We start from the raw sequence: 18,557 nt of genomic DNA, 5'->3' as shown, positions 1-18,557 counted from the left end.
AATTAAAGGAACGCCATGAATACGTTGACTTTCCTGCTTTCAACGGTCATTGAGCTGTATACCATGGTGCTGTTATTACGCATCTGGATGCAGTGGGCTCATTGTGATTTTTACAACCCCTTCTCACAGTTTGTAGTGAAGGTAACGCAGCCAATTATCGGGCCACTGCGCCGCGTTATTCCGGCAATGGGGCCAATTGACAGCGCCTCGCTGCTGGTTGCCTATATTCTCAGTTTTATCAAAGCCATCGTGCTGTTTAAAGTGGTGACCTTCCTGCCAATCATCTGGATTGCCGGTTTACTGATTCTGCTGAAAACCATCGGCCTGCTGATTTTCTGGGTCCTGCTGGTGATGGCGATTATGAGCTGGGTAAGCCAGGGGCGTAGCCCGATTGAATACGTGCTGATTCAGCTGGCCGATCCGCTGCTGCGCCCGATTCGCCGCCTGCTACCGGCAATGGGTGGGATTGATTTCTCGCCGATGATCCTCGTTCTGCTGCTGTATGTCATCAATATGGGTGTCGCAGAAGTATTACAGGCAACCGGAAATATGCTGCTGCCAGGGCTGTGGATGGCGTTATGAATGCCGTAACAGTTAATGATGACGGTCTGGTTTTACGGCTCTATATTCAGCCGAAAGCCAGCCGTGATTCTATTGTCGGTTTACATGGCGACGAAGTTAAAGTCGCCATTACCGCGCCGCCGGTTGACGGCCAGGCCAACAGTCATCTGGTGAAGTTTCTCGGTAAGCAATTCCGGGTTGCCAAAAGCCAGGTGGTGATTGAAAAAGGCGAACTTGGCCGCCACAAACAAATTAAAATCATTAATCCGCAACAAATCCCGCCAGAAATCGCGGCGTTAATTAATTAGGTATCCTATGCAAAAAGTTGTCCTCGCAACCGGCAATGTCGGTAAAGTGCGTGAGCTGGCGTCGCTGCTTAGCGACTTCGGTCTTGATATCGTGGCCCAAACAGACCTCGGCGTTGATTCCGCTGAAGAAACCGGCCTGACCTTTATCGAAAACGCGATTCTGAAAGCGCGCCATGCGGCAAAAGTGACCGCTTTACCGGCAATTGCCGACGACTCTGGTCTGGCGGTAGATGTGCTTGGCGGCGCGCCGGGCATTTACTCCGCGCGTTATTCCGGTGAAGACGCGACCGATCAAAAGAATCTGCAAAAACTGCTGGAAACAATGAAAGACGTACCGGACGACCAACGTCAGGCGCGTTTCCACTGCGTGCTGGTATATCTGCGTCACGCGGAAGATCCCACTCCGCTGGTATGCCACGGTAGCTGGCCGGGCGTGATTACTCGTGAACCAGCGGGCACTGGTGGCTTTGGTTATGATCCAATCTTCTTCGTACCTTCCGAAGGGAAAACCGCCGCCGAACTGACCCGCGAAGAAAAGAGCGCCATTTCCCACCGTGGTCAGGCGTTGAAACTGCTGCTGGACGCTTTACGTAATGGTTAAATTACCTCCGCTGAGTCTCTACATTCACATCCCGTGGTGCGTGCAGAAATGCCCGTACTGCGATTTCAACTCTCACGCGTTGAAAGGAGAAGTGCCGCACGACGATTATGTTCAGCATCTGCTTAACGATCTGGACAACGATGTGGCTTACGCTCAGGGCCGTGAAGTAAAGACAATCTTTATTGGCGGTGGTACGCCGAGCCTGCTTTCCGGCCCGGCGATGCAAACGCTGCTGGACGGCGTGCGTGCGCGTTTGCCGCTGGCAGCGGATGCAGAAATTACTATGGAAGCGAACCCTGGCACGGTAGAAGCCGATCGCTTTGTCGATTATCAGCGTGCTGGTGTGAACCGCATCTCTATTGGTGTGCAGAGTTTTAGCGAAGAAAAGCTGAAACGACTTGGGCGTATTCATGGCCCGCAAGAAGCGAAACGCGCGGCGAAGCTGGCGAGCGGTTTAGGGTTACGTAGCTTTAACCTTGATTTGATGCATGGGCTGCCGGATCAATCACTGGAAGAGGCGCTTGGCGATCTACGCCAGGCCATTGAACTGAATCCGCCGCATCTTTCCTGGTATCAACTGACCATCGAACCCAATACGCTGTTTGGTTCGCGACCACCGGTGCTGCCGGACGATGACGCGTTGTGGGATATATTCGAACAGGGGCATCAGTTATTAACCGCAGCGGGTTATCAGCAATATGAAACTTCCGCTTACGCCAAACCCGGTTATCAGTGCCAGCACAATCTCAACTACTGGCGCTTTGGTGACTACATCGGTATTGGCTGCGGCGCACACGGCAAAGTGACCTTCCCGGATGGGCGCATTCTGCGTACCACCAAAACGCGTCATCCGCGTGGTTTTATGCAAGGAAGGTATCTGGAAAGCCAGCGTGATGTCGAAGCCACAGATAAGCCGTTTGAGTTCTTTATGAATCGCTTCCGTCTGCTGGAGGCCGCGCCGCGCGTGGAGTTTATTGCGTATACCGGGCTTTGCGAAGATGTGATTCGCCCACAGTTAGACGAGGCGATTGCCCAGGGTTATCTCACCGAATGTGCGGATTACTGGCAGATAACGGAACATGGGAAGCTGTTTTTAAATTCGCTGCTGGAGCTTTTTCTGGCTGAGTAAACTTGTATTGCCGGATGCGGCGTGAACGCCTTATCCAGCCGACATGTGGCAGCGGTTGTAGGTCTGATAAGACGCGCAAGCGTCGCATCAGACGTTGATTGCCGGATGCGGGGTCAACGCCGCATCCTGCTACAAATCGTGCACTATATCAAACTTACTTAATCACCCCATTGCGCCGCAGTTGTTCGGTATCTTTTTTCCAGCGTTCATTAGCTTGGTTGATATCGTCAATTTTCATCAAAATCGCGACTTTTTTACTGTTTATTTCTGAAACTTTCATCGTTAACGGATATTGCCCTTTTTCGAGCGTTACCCAGTCATCCTGCAATTTACGGCTAAGTTTTTGTGATTGCAGAAAAGTCTGTCGCCGTTGTTCGTTGATATCGAAATCTCGTTTCTGCTGAATCGGCACTTCATAACACTCTTCACTCTGTTTATGACATGCCGCAATCGCCGGTTGATAAACCTCTTTGTCATATTTAACCGCGAACGCCTCGCTATCGTTCTGTTTATTAAACTCATCACGCTGTTGGTGAATTTTTTTAAAGGCGTCTTCGCGGGTCATTTGCTTACCGTTTGCATCTTTTCCCCAATATGCATCCGCTGCTTTCTGCGCCGCCACCATTTGCTTATCAAGCGCTTTCACTTCCTTTTCCAGCGCAGGAATCGAGTTCTTCTGGGTATTCAACGCAGATTCAAGCTGACTAAAGCGATAATTGAAATCTTCGCTATTCACGATCAGATATTTATTATTCGTTTTGATATCGTCGACCACCCGCCCACGATCGCTGGCTGCCGCCTGAAAAGAGTAAAAGTTCACCGACCAGCCAGACGCGGGCGTTCCTTTACTGGTTAACATCGCCGAGAATTTTACCGGTTTATCTTTCGTCCAGGTCTGTTCGAGCAGTTCGTAATCTGCCAACTGACCGACCCAGGTATAGAGATCGTCACTGGAAGAGACATCGCCTTCCGCTGACCAGGTGGCCTGATTACCCTTAGCATCAAGATTTTTTAAGGTGATAGCATCAAGCTTGAGAATGCCGTGATACTGCTTTTTGAATTGATCTTTTAAGATATTTTCAGTTGGCGGTTCGCCATCTGCCCAGGCATTACCAGTCATCAACATAAGCAGTGCCGTGCCAACAATCCATTGCTTTTTCACCCGAAAAACCTCACGCGGAATAATTTATTCCGGTGATTATCATTAGGGTAATTAAAATTGGCAATGGACGTGAGTCTGAAGTGAAAAAGCCCCGGCACGATACCGGGGCGAGGCGATTAGTACTGATTGAAGATCTGCTGGATCTGCTGCGGATCTTTGGTTTGCGTCAGAGCCAGTTGCAGCAGAACGCGCGCTTTTTGCGGGTTCAGCGTGCCAGAGGCGACGAAGCCGTATTTCGCATCATCCACTTCGGCATCCTGAGTGGTAGCGCCCGTCGGTACGCGGGAAGAACGCACGACTGCAGTACCGGTTTTCGCGGCGGTCGCCAGCGTGTCGAACACAGATTTATACAGGTTGCCGTTACCCACACCAGCGCTAACGATGCCATCATAGCCCGCATCTACCAGTGCTTTAGCCGGAAGATCGGATGCGTTAGCGTAGTTATAAACAATGCCGACTTTCGGCAGTTCATTCAGCTTAGAGACATCGAATGGCGTGTCGCTGGTATGCTTACGTGCCGGGGTACGCTGGTAGTCAATCTTACCGTTGTGAATGTAACCCAGAGGACCGTAGTTAACAGACTTGAAGGTCGCTACGTCGGTGGTGTTGGTTTTGGTGACGTCACGGCCATCAAGCACGGTGTCATTCATCACTACCAGCACGCCACGGTTGGCGGAGGCTTTATCAGCTGCGGTCACTACCGCGTTATACAGGTTGAATGGACCGTCTGCGCTCATAGACGTGGACGGACGCATTGCGCCGACCATCACCACCGGTTTGTCGCATTTCACCGTCAGGTCGAGGAAGTAAGCAGTTTCTTCCATCGTGTCGGTACCGTGGGTAATGACGAAGCCGTCGGTCTTATCGCAGTCGGTGTTAATTTTTTTCGCCAGTGTCAGCCAGACATTATCGTTCATGTCCTGGGAGCCGATATTCACTACCTGCTCGCCTTTAACGTTCGCAATGTCTTTTAGTTGCGGCACCGCATTAACCAGATTTTCTACGCCAACTTTACCCACTGTGTAGTTAGATTTGGTTGCGGAGTCACCACCACCGGCAATGGTCCCGCCGGTTGCTAAAATGGTGATATTGGGTAATGCCAATGCTGCACCACTAAAACCCATAACCAGTGCGGCAAGTGCCGTCTTTTTGAAAAACTCCATTTCATTCCTCCAGTTACGTGAACGCTACGCATTATCCCTTAGCTCTGTATGGGAAATTTGACGTTAAACAATTTACAACGTGAATATATTTTGGAGATCTACAAAGTTAGAGGCAGGTAACAAAACGAAGAATTAAACGGCATAAAAAAGTATTATGCCGTCTTAAAATAGAGGATTATTTTAAATTCCCGACCAGGGCTTTGCGGCTATCTTCCAGAGTCACAACGCGGCTACAAACATCTTTGCCAAACTGCTGGAAATCTTTTTCCTGCTTTTTCCACTCGGTTTGGATTGAGGATTGCAGCCCCCCCAGGCTTCCCAGCACATTCTGTAATGGGTTACCGCCGCTTTTCAGCACCGCTTTCGCGCCCATTTCATTAATGCTGTCCTGTAAAATTCCACCCATTGCCTGATTCACTAATTGCTGGCCTTCGGCGCGAACCTGATCAATGGCTTTATAGTGAAACGTCAGGCCATCGCTGCGCGTTTCAATAATGCGGTTCATCTGCTCTTTCAGCTGCGCATCAAGTTTGGTCAGACGGCTGCGCATTTTGCTGCTTTCGCCCATCTCCTGAACGATAATTTTATCCAGAGCAATACGGGCTTTCTCGACGCGGCTTTTCGCGCCTTCATCAATCCACGGCAGCGTGCTGCGTAGTTCAGCCTGATAATCCTTCGCCTGCTCGCGCTGGGCGGCATTCAGGGAATATTGCTTACCGTTATACATCACGTTGCCGTCTGGCGTGATCACCAGATTGCCGTTTTCGCCCTTCACCTGCACGGTTTGCGGGCTGACAATCACATCGTCACGCGGCGTGACGCTGCACTGGTAGTCGGCGTGAGCGGTCATTGCCGTCACTGAAAGTGCTGCCGCCAGCAGCATTTTGCGCATCATAGTCTTCCCTCAAGAAAAAATCAGGCCAGCATTTGCTGGCCCCAGATTGATAACAAAGTACGCGTTTTCCATGCCGGATGCGGCGTAAACACCTTATCCCGCCTACTCGATCGTGCATCTTTCCAGGCCTGATAAGCGTAGCGCATCAGGCAGTTTTGCATTTGTCATCGCCCGTATGCTTTCTTAGTCCCACCAAACGTCGAAAAGTTCGCTGGTGCGTACCTCATCCAGTTTGCGCTCTTCCAGCCACTTACGCACAATCGCCTGATGTTCTTCGGTGCATTTGCCGATTTCCTGCATGCAGATCAGACCTTCCCAGGCCAGATAACCGCTGCCGTCAAAGGCCAGTTTGTTCGGTTCGATAACCTCGTTAATAAAATCATCAACGGTTTTATCAATCTGTTCTTCCGATGTACCTTCCGGGAATCGCCATGCCACCGAAAATCCTAATTCCTGGAATTCGTCGATGTGCATTTTTTTACGCAGACGACGGCTACGGTTCTTTGCCATTATTTCACCCTCTCGAACATTAAGTCCCATACTCCGTGACCAAGACGATGACCACGTTGTTCAAATTTCGTCACCGGACGTGATGCCGGACGCGGTACGTAATCATTGCTCTCTGACAGGTTTTTATAACCGTCAATAGAAGACATCACTTCAAGCATATGTTCCGCATAAGGTTCCCAGTCGGTCGCCATATGGAATACGCCCCCCAGCTGCAGTTTGCTTTTTACCAGTTCGGCAAACGGCACCTGAACGATACGGCGTTTATTATGGCGCGCTTTGTGCCACGGGTCAGGGAAAAAGAGCTGCACCATGCGCAATGAATTGTCAGGAATCATTTTATGCAGCACTTCAACCGCATCGTGACACATCACGCGCAGGTTGCTTAAACCTTCTTCATGCGCAGAAGCCAGGCACGCACCAACGCCCGGTGAATGCACTTCAATGCCGAGGAAGTCCTGCTCAGGGCGATCTTTAGCCATTGCCACCAGCGACGCCCCCATGCCAAAACCAATCTCAAGCGTCACCGGCGCTTCACGGCCAAAAAGCGCGGGGAAATCCAGCATATCTTCGCTGAACTCAACGCCCATCACCGGCCAGTAGTTTTCCAGCGCATGTTCCTGGCCTTTGGTCAGTCGCCCCTGGCGGCGCACAAAACTACGGATACGGCGCAGTGGGCGGCCGTTTTCATCAAATTCCGGTGAAATGACGTCGTTTTTCATAAAGGTTTAGTCGCTTGTGAAAGTGTTCTGAAAACGGGCATTATCCAAAGTTAGTTGCCGGATGCAAGCATGATAAGGCCGTGGCTGCGGAAAGTTCCGGTTTACACCCTGCCGTCGCTGTGCTGCAATCTTGCCCCCAACAACAGTGAATTCGGTGACCATGCAAGCGTCGCAATTTTCAGCCCAGGTTCTGGACTGGTACGATAAATACGGGCGAAAAACTCTGCCCTGGCAAATTGACAAGACGCCCTACAAAGTATGGCTCTCAGAAGTGATGTTGCAACAAACTCAGGTTGCGACCGTTATCCCCTATTTTGAACGCTTTATGGCGCGCTTCCCGACGGTGACCGATCTCGCCAATGCGCCGCTCGACGAAGTTCTCCACTTGTGGACCGGGCTTGGCTATTACGCCCGCGCGCGCAATCTGCATAAAGCGGCACAACAAGTGGCGACCTTACACGGCGGTAAATTCCCGGAAACCTTTGAGGAAGTTGCAGCACTGCCGGGCGTCGGGCGTTCCACCGCAGGCGCGATTCTCTCGCTTTCTCTGGGTAAGCACTTTCCGATTCTCGACGGTAACGTCAAACGCGTGCTGGCGCGCTGCTATGCTGTAAGCGGCTGGCCTGGGAAAAAAGAGGTCGAGAATAAATTATGGAGTTTGAGCGAGCAGGTGACGCCCGCGGTTGGCGTGGAACGGTTTAATCAGGCGATGATGGATTTGGGTGCGATGATTTGTACGCGCTCGAAACCGAAATGTTCGCTCTGTCCGCTACAAAACGGATGTATTGCCGCCGCCAACAATAGCTGGGCGCTTTATCCGGGCAAAAAACCGAAACAGACGCTGCCGGAGCGCACCGGCTACTTTTTGCTATTACAGCACGAAGATGAAGTATTGCTGGCGCAGCGTCCGCCGAGCGGATTGTGGGGCGGTTTATACTGTTTCCCGCAGTTTGCCGACGAAGAAAGTTTGCGGCAGTGGCTGGCGCAACGGCAGATTGCTGCCGATAACCTGACGCAACTGACCGCGTTTCGGCATACCTTCAGCCATTTCCACTAAGATATTGTGCCTATGTGGCTTCCCGTGTCGTCATTCACCGGCTGCATGGATGAAGGCAATGCGCTCTGGTATAACTTAGCGCAACCGCCGTCAGTTGGCCTAGCGGCTCCCGTGGAGCGTTTGTTACAGCAGTTACGCACTGGCGCGCCGGTTTAGCGCGTGAGTCGATAAAGAGGATGATTTATGAGCAGAACGATTTTTTGTACTTTCCTGCAACGTGAAGCAGAAGGTCAGGATTTTCAGCTGTACCCCGGCGAGCTGGGAAAACGCATCTATAACGAGATCTCCAAAGAAGCCTGGGCGCAGTGGCAGCACAAGCAAACCATGCTGATTAATGAAAAGAAACTCAACATGATGAATGCCGAGCACCGCAAGCTGCTTGAGCAGGAGATGGTCAACTTCCTGTTCGAGGGTAAAGAGGTGCATATCGAGGGCTATACGCCGGAAGATAAAAAATAAAAACAGTGCCGGAGCACGCCTCCGGCAACTTGCATAAAAACAAACACAACACGCACCCGGAATGATGAAAAAATATCTCGCGCTGGCTTTGATTGCGCCGTTGCTCATCTCCTGTTCGACGACCAAAAAAGGCGATACCTATAACGAAGCCTGGGTCAAAGATACCAACGGTTTTGATATTCTGATGGGGCAATTTGCCCACAATATTGAGAACATCTGGGGCTTCAAAGAGGTGGTGATCGCTGGTCCTAAGGACTACGTGAAATACACCGATCAATATCAGACCCGCAGCCACATCAACTTCGATGACGGTACGATTACTATCGAAACCATCGCCGGGACAGAACCTGCCGCGCATTTGCGCCGGGCAATTATCAAAACGTTATTGATGGGTGACGATCCGAGTTCGGTCGATCTCTATTCCGACGTTGATGATATTACGATTTCGAAAGAACCTTTCCTTTACGGTCAGGTGGTGGACAACACCGGGCAGCCGATTCGCTGGGAAGGTCGCGCAAGCAACTTCGCGGATTATCTGCTGAAAAACCGTCTGAAGAGCCGCAGCAACGGGCTGCGTATCATCTACAGCGTCACCATTAACATGGTGCCGAACCACCTTGATAAACGTGCGCACAAATATCTCGGCATGGTCCGCCAGGCGTCACGGAAATATGGCGTTGATGAGTCGCTGATTCTGGCAATTATGCAGACCGAATCTTCCTTTAACCCGTATGCGGTCAGCCGTTCCGATGCGCTGGGATTAATGCAGGTGGTACAACATACTGCCGGGAAAGATGTGTTCCGCTCGCAGGGGAAATCCGGCACGCCGAGCCGCAGTTTCTTGTTTGATCCTGCCAGCAATATTGATACCGGCACCGCGTATCTGGCGATGCTGAACAATGTTTATCTCGGCGGAATTGATAACCCAACATCGCGGCGTTATGCCGTCATCACCGCCTATAACGGCGGCGCAGGCAGCGTGCTGCGAGTCTTTTCGAATGATAAGATTCAGGCTGCCAATATTATTAACACCATGACGCCGGGCGATGTTTATCAGACGCTGACGACCCGCCATCCCTCTGCGGAATCTCGCCGTTATCTTTATAAAGTGAATACCGCGCAAAAATCCTACCGCCGCCGATAATTCCATTAACCGCCCCTGACGATGCTCAGGGGCAAAAATGTTATCCACATCACAATTTCGTTTTGCAAATTGGGAATGTTTGCAATTATTTGCCACAGGTAACAAAAAACCAGTCCGCGAAGTTGATAGAATCCCATCATCTCGCACGGTCAAATGTGCTTTTTCAAACACTCATCCGCATCACGATGTGAGGAAATTAACATGAATCTTAAGCTGCAGCTGAAAATCCTCTCTTTTCTGCAGTTCTGTCTGTGGGGAAGTTGGCTGACGACCCTCGGCTCCTATATGTTTGTTACCCTGAAGTTTGACGGTGCTTCTATTGGCGCAGTTTATAGCTCACTGGGTATCGCAGCGGTCTTTATGCCTGCGCTGCTGGGGATTGTGGCCGACAAATGGTTAAGTGCGAAATGGGTATATGCCATTTGCCACACCATTGGCGCTATCACGCTGTTCATGGCGGCACAGGTCACGACACCGGAAGCGATGTTCCTTGTGATATTGATTAACTCGTTTGCTTATATGCCAACGCTTGGGTTAATCAACACCATCTCTTACTATCGCCTGCAAAATGCCGGGATGGATATCGTTACTGACTTCCCGCCAATCCGTATCTGGGGCACCATCGGCTTTATCATGGCAATGTGGGTGGTGAGCCTGTCTGGCTTCGAATTAAGCCACATGCAGCTGTATATTGGCGCAGCACTTTCCGCCATTCTGGTTCTGTTTACCCTGACTCTGCCGCATATTCCGGTTGCTAAACAGCAAGCGAATCAGAGCTGGACAACCCTGCTGGGCCTCGATGCATTCGCGCTGTTTAAAAACAAGCGTATGGCAATCTTCTTTATCTTCTCAATGCTGCTGGGCGCGGAACTGCAGATTACCAACATGTTCGGTAATACCTTCCTGCACAGCTTCGACAAAGATCCGATGTTTGCCAGCAGCTTTATTGTGCAGCATGCGTCAATCATCATGTCGATTTCGCAGATCTCTGAAACCCTGTTCATTCTGACCATCCCGTTCTTCTTAAGCCGCTACGGTATTAAGAACGTAATGATGATCAGTATTGTGGCGTGGATCCTGCGTTTTGCGCTGTTTGCTTACGGCGACCCGACTCCGTTCGGTACTGTACTGCTGGTACTGTCGATGATCGTTTACGGTTGCGCATTCGACTTCTTCAACATCTCTGGTTCGGTGTTTGTCGAAAAAGAAGTTAGCCCGGCAATTCGCGCCAGTGCACAAGGGATGTTCCTGATGATGACTAACGGCTTCGGCTGTATCCTCGGCGGCATCGTGAGCGGTAAAGTTGTTGAGATGTACACCCAAAACGGCATTACCGACTGGCAGACCGTATGGTTGATTTTCGCTGGTTACTCCGTGGTTCTGGCCTTCGCGTTCATGGCGATGTTCAAATATAAACACGTTCGTGTCCCGACAGGCACACAGACGGTTAGCCACTAATTACGCAAAGAAAAACGGGTCGCCAGAAGGTGACCCGTTTTTTTTATTCTTACTTCAACACATAACCGTACAACCGTTTCACGCCATCCGCATCGGTTTCGCTATAAACACCTTGCAGCTCCGGCGAAAATCCCGGCAACAAATTCACCCCTTCTTCCAGTGCAAGGAAATAACGTTGAACCGCCCCACCCCAGACTTCCCCGGGTACCACGCAAAGCACGCCAGGTGGATAAGGCAACGCCCCTTCTGCCGCAATTCGCCCTTCGGCATCACGAATCCGCACCAACTCCACGTCACCGCGAATATAAGCGCTATGCGCATCCTGGGGGTTCATCACCACTGACGGGAAACTCTGCTGGCGGAACATCGCTTTTTGTAGGTCTTTGACGTCGAAACTGACATACAGATCGTGCATCTCCTGACACAACTGGCGCAGGGTGTAGTCGCGATAGCGCACCGGATACTTGTTATAAACGCTCGGCAACACCTCAACCAGCGGCGAGTCATCCTCAATATGCTGTTCAAATTGCGCCAGCATCGCCACCAGTTGTGCCAGCTTCTCGTGGCTTTCCGCCGGAGTTAATAAAAACAGAATGGAGTTGAGATCGCACTTCTCCGGCACAATGCCGTTCTCACGCAGATAGTGCGCCAGAATCGTCGCCGGAACGCCAAAGTCGCTATATTCGCCGGTTTCGGCATCGATACCTGGTGTAGTGAGTAACAGCTTGCACGGATCAACAAAATACTGATCCGCGGCATATCCTTCAAAGCCGTGCCACTTCGCCCCCGGCTCAAAACTGAAAAAACGGCGGTCGCTGGCTAACACTGATGTCGGATAATCCTGCCACAATTTGCCATCAACAACGGGCGGGATAAACGGGCGGAACAGCTTACAGCGCGCAAGAATAGCCTTGCGCGCTTCAATCCCTATCTCAACACACTCAGCCCACAGCCGACGCCCACTCTCCCCTTCATGAATTTTGGCGTTAACATCCAGTGCAGCAAACAGCGGATAGAAAGGGCTGGTAGAAGCATGGAGCATAAAGGCGTTATTCAACCGCTTATGCGGGCAAAAACGCGCCTGTCCGCGGATATGGTTATCTTTTTTATGGATCTGCGACGTCTGTGAGAATCCCGCCTGCTGTTTGTGCACCGACTGAGTCACAAAGATCCCCGGATCGTTTTCGTTAAGTTCTAACAGCAGCGGCGAGCTATCCGCCATCATCGGGATAAATTGTTCATAACCGACCCACGCGGAATCAAACAGAATGTAATCACACAGATGCCCAACGGTATCGATCACCTGACGGGCGTTATAGACAGTGCCGTCATAGGTTCCCAGCTGAATAATCGCCAGGCGATACGGGCGCGGCAGGTCGGCTTTTTCTGGCGCAACGTCGCGAATTTGCTGGCGCAGATACTCTTCATTAAAACAGTGCGCATCAATACCGCCAATGAAACCAAACGGGTTGCGTGAAGCTTCCAGATAGACCGGCGTCGCCCCCGCCTGAATCAGCGCGCCGTGATGATTCGACTTATGGTTGTTACGGTCGAAGAGCACCAGATCGCCACGCGTTAACAGCGCATTCGTCACCACTTTATTCGCTGCCGATGTGCCGTTCAGCACAAAATAGGTTTTATCGGCATGAAAGACTTTGGCTGCGAATTTCTGCGCATCTTTCGCCGATCCTTCATGAATAAGCAGATCGCCCAATTTTACGTCAGCGTTACACATATCGGCGCGAAAGACGTTCTCACCAAAGAAATCGTAAAAATGGCGTCCGGCAGGATGCTTTTTAAAAAACGCACCATGTTGATGTCCAGGGCAAGCAAAGGTGCTGTTGCCCATCTCAACGTACTGCGTCAGCGTGTCATAAAACGGTGGCAGCAAATTCTCTTCATACTGACAGGCTGCGGATTCCAGCTCCAGCCACTGCTGCTCGTTGCCGTTGATTACCGCCGTAACGCCCGCAGGTAATTCAACAGCATGTTCGGAATACAAAAACACCGGTAGATGAAAACCGGTGCGCTTAAGCAACGCAAGAATGCCACTGCGACTATCCGCAGCGGTAATGACGACTGCCGCGACGTCCGTAAAATCAGTATCTCCCAACGCCACCACGCGACGATGAGAAGAAAGTCGGGATACCAGTTCACTACTGGCGGCAATATTCATTGATTTCATAAGCGCAAACCCGTTTCGGGGAAGTAAGAATACCGGACAAGGTGGAAAACCCTGCCCCATGAGATATGGGTCAAACTGGTCACCAGCTCCGACCGCCAGACATCAGTAAAAGCAGAAACGCTCTGATTTTACTGTTGTCCTGCAGTGAGCGTGCGTTAACTTCACCGCATGAGCAGTAACATAGAAAGGGAAACGTTTCGCGCGAAACGGCGATAAGCGAGAGAATGTAAGGAGATGGCGTGCATCGGGCAAACTCCGTACAGAGAGGAGAAAATTCGCGCAATCATGGCACCTTTCGCTAAAGCGTGCAAGCCAGGACTTTGCGAACAAACAAGCCATCGACGGCACCAAACGGTCATAATAAGAAAATCAAACAATACAGCTAACAGGAACTCTTGTGGTCATCGGCCCTTTTATCAACGCTAGTGCAGTCTTACTGGGTGGCGTTCTCGGCGCACTGCTCAGCCAACGCTTACCGGAACGTATCCGCGTCTCCATGACATCAATTTTTGGTCTGGCATCGCTGGGGATTGGTATTTTACTGGTGGTGAAATGTGCCAACCTTCCAGCGATGGTTTTAGCTACGCTACTTGGCGCTCTAATTGGCGAAATTTGTTTGCTGGAGAAAGGTGTCAATACAGCAGTCGCCAAAGCACAAAATCTGTTTCGTCACTCACGTAAGAAGCCAGCGCATGAATCTTTTATTCAGAATTATGTCGCGATTATTGTCCTGTTTTGCGCCAGCGGCACCGGGATCTTCGGGGCGATGAACGAAGGGATGACCGGCGATCCGAGTATTTTAATCGCCAAGTCATTTCTTGATTTCTTTACGGCGATGATCTTCGCCTGCTCGCTGGGTATTGCGGTATCGGTGATTAGTATCCCATTACTGATCATCCAGTTAACGCTGGCGTGGGCTGCCGCGCTGATTTTACCGCTGACCACACCGTCGATGATGGCAGACTTCAGCGCCGTAGGCGGTTTATTGCTGCTGGCAACCGGATTACGCATCTGTGGCATTAAAATGTTCCCGGTGGTCAACATGCTTCCAGCACTCCTTCTGGCAATGCCGCTTTCCGCCGCCTGGACCGCCTGGTTTGCCTGACAATGCGTGCAATATCGGCAAAGTGATGATAGATTGTGCAGTCTGCAGTAAATTGAAGAAATTTGATTGACGAGACGAGGCGAATCAGGTTTAATGCGCCCCGTTGCCCGGATAGCTCAGTCGGTAGAGCAGGGGATTGAAAATCCCCGTGTCCTTGGTTCGATTCCGAGTCCGGGCACCACTAATTCTTAAGAACCCGCCCACAAGGCGGGTTTTTGCTTTTGGATCTGACAATAACCTTCACGAAAAAAATTAGCTTATAAAGTCTGGGGGAATTACTCTCGCCACGTTAACGAGAGTAATTTTATTGATATTAATCTCCTGATACTTTACCCCCGTCCAAACTCCAGCCGCTGCACATTCACCATCCCAGGCTTCTCAGCAGCACTGACATCAATTTGTGTCACCCGCAGCGCATATTTTTCATCCAGTGCGTTTAACCATTTCAGCAGGTCATTAAACACCACAGGTTCTATCCAGACCTGAATATTCTCCCCACGATCGGCTATCCGCCTGATGACCACCGAGTGCGCGGAAGCACTGTCACTGATGACCCGCGATACCTGCGCAGGCGTTGTTGTGGCAGATTTTCGCGCTGCAATAATATCCGGCGCGGCGTTCTTCAGTCGGGTGTTCATCGCCACCAGCTGCTGCAATATTGTCTCCTGTTGCTCAATCCGTTCGCTCAACGGCTGCCAGATGAGGACGTAATATCCGACGCTAAACAGGAACACCACCGCTGCCAGTAACATGCCCTTTTCACGCGGAGAACGCCCCGCCAGGTGTTGTGCCAGCCAGTGTTCGCCACGGCTTAACTGGCGTTCACGCCATTGCTGAAAATAGTGAATAAATTTATCGCGTAACATGTTATTTCCTCCGCAACGTTACGCCGCCGGAAACCGCATCACCCTCTTTCTGTAACGCGTCCTGTTGCACAACATAATCGGTTGCCAGTACACTACGCAGTTTGTCGAAACTGGCAAAGTTCGCGGCCCGTAGCTGGAGGTGAAGTATCTGGCGTTTTTGATCAAAGGTAAAACCACGCATTTCGATGTCGGAAAGTGACGCTGATTTCAGGGTGCTGGCTATCGCTGACAACTCGGCGAGCAGCCGGGTATCGTCGGCCTGTGGGCGATATTTTTTCAGCGCCATCGTCACCTGAGAGCGTAAATTCACAATCCGCTTCTGCTCCGGGAACAACGTTAAGAACTGTTCCTCCGCCTGGGTGCGGCTTTGCGCCACCTGTTCGCTGACGCTCCATAACGTCACGCCCCGCTCCACTGCCAGCGCAACCAGAATCAGCAATATCGGCAGAATCATCACCCGCCAGCGCGCCCACTGTTTTCGGTAGCTGACGCGAGGCTGCCACGGCCCTGTCAGCAGGTTCCCTTCCGGTTCGCCATAAGTGGTAATGGCGGGCAGAGCTGTAACGGTCAGGCGTTCAGCGTCTGCGCCAGCCCATGCTGATAGCTTTTCCGGTGCAATGCCGACTACGGTTAGCGAAAGCGGTAAATCCTGCTCATTGAGCTGGGCGCGGAACATGACCGGAGCCAGCGCCAGCCCGGCGCTCCATCCCCGGCATTCATCGATGCGGCAGATAACCCGTTGCGCATCGCAAGCCATAAACCCACAAGGAATGGACATCCAGTCCGGCGCGACGGTAGCGCGGGTGATGCCGTTTTCCTGCAACCACTGCGCAATGTTGCGCATATGCTGTTGGTGAATCACTGCTACGGTTGCCAGTTGCTGGTCGATATTCAACGGGGCGAAATGCAGTTCATCGATATCCTGGTTCAGCTCTTCTTCCAGTAAGGCGGGCAGAATAGTCGGTAGCGCAGCGCGATGGAAATGTCGTGGCGCGCACCCTTGCGTAAAACCGTAAGTTGAATGGAATCCATTGAAGGTAACTGCCGCATCAGAGCAATCATTGCTCGTGGATCAGTGAAATCCTGCTGATTTAGCGCAATGGCGATATCGCCTTCCTTGAAACCGCTGGCATCGAACAGAGAACGATCTGCCCCCGGCTTCGCTGCATAACCGACAATCCCCTCCTTACGCACAGGCGTAAGCTGGATATAGTTAAAAATTTTCTGCGGATCTTTCGCCAGTGCCTGACGCACGGCAGCCGGGATCTCAACTGGCACACTGACAGCAGGCTCAGCAACAGCTTGCTTTGCTTCGTCACTGACGGCTTTTTTGTTGGTCACAGCAACAGTGGAACGTTCCTCTTCTGCCAGACTCAGACGCTCTATTTTTCCCTGATAACGCAGCATCACATGGTCGCGGTTGATTTCCTCAATCACCGCGTTGTGAGAGCCAAGCGTTTCACCCTGCAAATAGACCTGCTGTTTACCGCCTTCTTCAATAACCGCGCCGGGTCTGGCACCAAAGGCGATCCCACGCAGCACCACATTAAGACGCGTTTCTGCCACAGGCACAGGTTCGGGTTGTTTTACCTGCGCGGCGACAGGCTGATATTTGCCAAACCAGTTTTGCTGGCTGATTAATTGCACGTCATTTTTATCGAACGTTTTTGCATCCACACGGCTCGGTTTATTCACCGGTTGAGAAACCGCCGTATATTCCGCAGAAAAGGAGATATAGCGCCAGAGTGAATGCGCCATTTTTGCAGAAATAATAAGCAGCATCAGCCAGAACATCCCGCGTGCAATTTTTCGCAGATGCTCTTTGTCTGTATTAAGAGATTGTCTCTGGTTAAGAGTGTGACGAATTTTTGTCAGCCATTGAATGAGATAAATTCGTGCGTCACGAAAAACAACCCGCGCCAATTTATATCTACCCGACGTTATGCTTTGACTATTCCACAGGTGGTACGATCCAGTTTCCGCTGATACTGGTTACCTGTACGTGTATCATTAATCGTTATGCTGTAATTAATTCCCTCAGTGATCATTAATTTCACCGTCGGGTCAGCGCACATTTGTCGTTGATAGCTGGTTAAAAAGGCGTCAGGCGTCTGCGTGGTTTGTGTACCCGCTTCGCTGATAATGGTCATTTTTACCGTTGTGCCGCTACTTTGCGCCAGCACTAAGGTATATCCCGCAGATTTAATCGGCAGGTTTTGGCTGATATTTTGCGCCTGTTTTTTCGCCAGTAAACTGGCATTTTCATTATGGCTGGCACAGCCACTTAATAATCCTGTAACGCTCAACAATAGCGATATTAATACCCTCCCTGGCATTTGTTTTATCGACATGGTAAATAATCTCTAAGGTTATTAATAAGAGTTAAAATGTCACTTTGATAATGACGTGGTTATCATTAAAACAATGCCTGTAGATAAAGTGTTGCTATACCGCCCAGACTTAAACACGGTCCAAAAGGCAGTGTGGTTGATCCTCTTTTTGTAATAACGGCATATATCAGGCCGCAGCATGAGGCGATTAAAGCAACATTGGGCAGCGACAATGCCCCCACCCAGCCACCTAACGCGGCGAAAAGTAATACATCGCCCATGCCTAATGCTTCTTTACGCAGAACTATTCCGGCTATCCAACGCAGAGAGTAAAAAGTGATAAATCCCACCAGGACGCCGGTGACTGCATCTTGTAGCGTGAGCGGACTCTGCTGCGCCCATGCCGCAATCAGTCCTGTCCACAATACGCCCTGAGTAAAAACATCGGGCAGCCATTGGTGATCGAGGTCGATGACACTCGCGGCAATCAGCCAGGCGGATAATATCATCACCGCCAGCCCCCATCCACTTTCTGGCCAGACCAGACTCGCCAGCAAAAAAGCAAGTGCTGTCAATAACTCCACCAGCGGATAACGCTTGCTGATTTTCGCCTGACAGTCGCGGCAGCGCCCTTTGAGCATCAGCCAGGAGAACAGCGGAATATTGTCACGTATCCGGATGGTCTGCTGACAATGTGGGCAGTGCGAACGCGGTAGCGCAAGGCTTATTTTTGACTGCGCACTCGACATTTCACCGTGAAACTCCGCCATTTGTTGGCGCAGCATGATTGGGTAACGCCAAATCACCACATTCAAAAAACTGCCGATGATCAATCCTCCGACGGTTGCCAGGACGGGCATCGCCGTGGGGTATTGCTGAAAAACATCAAAAAGCATGGTTAAAGG

At 51.0% G+C, this 18,557-nt stretch carries 19 protein-coding genes, 1 tRNA gene and 2 pseudogenes; 10 read left to right on the top strand and 12 right to left on the bottom strand.

Translation table 11 applies throughout. From position 1 onward, the window contains the following. Nucleotides 1–15 precede the first annotated feature (15 nt). The 4 genes from yggT to hemW are packed head-to-tail and all read left to right on the top strand — an operon-like array spanning nt 16 to nt 2,599. A complete protein-coding gene (yggT, locus tag KXD89_RS03820) occupies nt 16–582 on the top strand; it encodes an osmotic shock tolerance protein YggT (RefSeq protein WP_001094831.1) in 567 nt (188 codons plus the stop codon). Further along, on the top strand, nt 579–869 hold the full coding sequence (yggU, locus tag KXD89_RS03815) for a DUF167 family protein YggU (RefSeq protein ID WP_000994920.1): 291 nt from the start codon (nt 579–581) through the stop codon (nt 867–869). The genes yggT and yggU overlap by 4 nt, the downstream gene beginning before the upstream one ends. 7 nt (nt 870–876) lie before the next feature. Next, a complete protein-coding gene (rdgB, locus tag KXD89_RS03810; protein WP_001174777.1) occupies nt 877–1,470 on the top strand; it encodes an RdgB/HAM1 family non-canonical purine NTP pyrophosphatase in 594 nt (197 codons plus the stop codon). Next, the gene (hemW, locus tag KXD89_RS03805; RefSeq protein WP_000239943.1) at nt 1,463–2,599 is read left to right on the top strand and encodes a radical SAM family heme chaperone HemW; all 1,137 of its coding nucleotides are present in this window, start codon (nt 1,463–1,465) and stop codon (nt 2,597–2,599) included. Before rdgB ends, hemW begins: the two co-directional genes overlap by 8 nt. A gap of 154 nt (nt 2,600–2,753) precedes the next feature. On the opposite strand, the gene KXD89_RS03800 is transcribed toward hemW, so the two are convergent. The 5 genes from KXD89_RS03800 to trmB form a co-directional block, all read right to left on the bottom strand. Next, entirely contained in the window at nt 2,754–3,761 is a 1,008-nt protein-coding gene (locus KXD89_RS03800) for a DUF1202 family protein (protein WP_000745210.1), read from the bottom strand. Nucleotides 3,762–3,877: 116 nt separating this feature from the next. After that, a complete protein-coding gene (gene ansB, locus KXD89_RS03795) occupies nt 3,878–4,924 on the bottom strand; it encodes an L-asparaginase 2 (protein ID WP_000394140.1) in 1,047 nt (348 codons plus the stop codon). Nucleotides 4,925–5,099: 175 nt separating this feature from the next. Next, nucleotides 5,100–5,819 (bottom strand): DUF2884 domain-containing protein, encoded by a 720-nt coding sequence (locus KXD89_RS03790; protein WP_000984796.1) that lies wholly within the window; start codon nt 5,817–5,819, stop codon nt 5,100–5,102. A 183-nt stretch (nt 5,820–6,002) separates the two neighbouring features. Further along, a complete protein-coding gene (locus KXD89_RS03785; RefSeq protein WP_001107564.1) occupies nt 6,003–6,329 on the bottom strand; it encodes a YggL family protein in 327 nt (108 codons plus the stop codon). Further along, the gene (gene trmB / locus KXD89_RS03780; protein WP_000786911.1) at nt 6,329–7,048 is read right to left on the bottom strand and encodes a tRNA (guanosine(46)-N7)-methyltransferase TrmB; all 720 of its coding nucleotides are present in this window, start codon (nt 7,046–7,048) and stop codon (nt 6,329–6,331) included. Before trmB ends, KXD89_RS03785 begins: the two co-directional genes overlap by 1 nt. Nucleotides 7,049–7,208: 160 nt before the next feature. Between trmB and mutY the strand changes: the two are divergent. From mutY to nupG, 4 genes and pseudogenes are all read left to right on the top strand, one after another. Then, nucleotides 7,209–8,261, top strand: a pseudogene (gene mutY, locus KXD89_RS03775) (A/G-specific adenine glycosylase). Nucleotides 8,262–8,288: 27 nt separating this feature from the next. After that, nucleotides 8,289–8,564, top strand: a complete 276-nt coding sequence (locus KXD89_RS03770; protein ID WP_000091700.1) for an oxidative damage protection protein — start codon at nt 8,289–8,291, stop codon at nt 8,562–8,564. A gap of 64 nt (nt 8,565–8,628) precedes the next feature. Beyond that, nucleotides 8,629–9,708: a membrane-bound lytic murein transglycosylase MltC gene (gene mltC, locus KXD89_RS03765; RefSeq protein ID WP_000760323.1), complete on the top strand. Its 1,080-nt coding sequence runs from the start codon at nt 8,629–8,631 to the stop codon at nt 9,706–9,708. A gap of 201 nt (nt 9,709–9,909) precedes the next feature. Next, complete coding sequence (gene nupG / locus KXD89_RS03760) at nt 9,910–11,166, top strand: nucleoside permease NupG (protein WP_001049791.1); 1,257 nt, start codon at nt 9,910–9,912, stop codon at nt 11,164–11,166. A 49-nt stretch (nt 11,167–11,215) separates the two neighbouring features. Here nupG and speC read toward each other — a convergent pair whose 3' ends face one another. Next, nucleotides 11,216–13,351, bottom strand: coding sequence for an ornithine decarboxylase (gene speC, locus KXD89_RS03755; RefSeq protein WP_001326492.1), 2,136 nt, complete (start codon nt 13,349–13,351; stop codon nt 11,216–11,218). Nucleotides 13,352–13,512: 161 nt separating this feature from the next. After that, nucleotides 13,513–13,596 (bottom strand): protein YqgH, encoded by an 84-nt coding sequence (gene yqgH / locus KXD89_RS03750; RefSeq protein WP_211180506.1) that lies wholly within the window; start codon nt 13,594–13,596, stop codon nt 13,513–13,515. 152 nt (nt 13,597–13,748) lie between these two features. Here yqgH and KXD89_RS03745 point away from each other — a divergent pair, with 152 nt between their 5' ends. Both KXD89_RS03745 and KXD89_RS03740 read left to right on the top strand, forming a co-directional pair. Beyond that, on the top strand, nt 13,749–14,456 hold the full coding sequence (locus KXD89_RS03745) for a DUF554 domain-containing protein (protein ID WP_000234514.1): 708 nt from the start codon (nt 13,749–13,751) through the stop codon (nt 14,454–14,456). A 105-nt stretch (nt 14,457–14,561) separates the two neighbouring features. After that, nucleotides 14,562–14,637: transfer RNA gene (locus KXD89_RS03740), tRNA-Phe, on the top strand. 148 nt (nt 14,638–14,785) lie between these two features. Here KXD89_RS03740 and yghD read toward each other — a convergent pair. The 5 genes and pseudogenes from yghD to pppA all read right to left on the bottom strand — a co-directional run bounded on the left by yghD (nt 14,786) and on the right by pppA (nt 18,548). Beyond that, nucleotides 14,786–15,322, bottom strand: a complete 537-nt coding sequence (gene yghD / locus KXD89_RS03735) for a GspM family type II secretion system protein YghD (RefSeq protein WP_000942785.1) — start codon at nt 15,320–15,322, stop codon at nt 14,786–14,788. A gap of 1 nt (nt 15,323) precedes the next feature. Continuing rightward, nucleotides 15,324–16,298: pseudogene (gene gspL, locus KXD89_RS03730) on the bottom strand (type II secretion system protein GspL); the annotation flags it as partial. Next, nucleotides 16,250–17,245, bottom strand: a complete 996-nt coding sequence (gene gspC, locus KXD89_RS03725) for a type II secretion system protein GspC (protein WP_000135077.1) — start codon at nt 17,243–17,245, stop codon at nt 16,250–16,252. The pseudogene gspL and the gene gspC, both read right to left, overlap by 49 nt. 17 nt (nt 17,246–17,262) lie before the next feature. Next, on the bottom strand, nt 17,263–17,673 hold the full coding sequence (gene gspS2, locus KXD89_RS03720) for a type II secretion system pilot lipoprotein GspS-beta (RefSeq protein WP_001324279.1): 411 nt from the start codon (nt 17,671–17,673) through the stop codon (nt 17,263–17,265). Nucleotides 17,674–17,738: 65 nt separating this feature from the next. Next, on the bottom strand, nt 17,739–18,548 hold the full coding sequence (gene pppA / locus KXD89_RS03715) for a prepilin peptidase PppA (RefSeq protein WP_001333829.1): 810 nt from the start codon (nt 18,546–18,548) through the stop codon (nt 17,739–17,741). Nucleotides 18,549–18,557 lie beyond the last annotated feature (9 nt).

It is taken from the genome of Escherichia sp. TC-EC600-tetX4, assembly GCF_019356055.1.
Classification (GTDB): Bacteria; Pseudomonadota; Gammaproteobacteria; order Enterobacterales; family Enterobacteriaceae.
The sequence above is the reverse complement of the archived record's forward strand: the minus strand, read 5'-3'. Positions and strand labels throughout refer to the sequence as shown.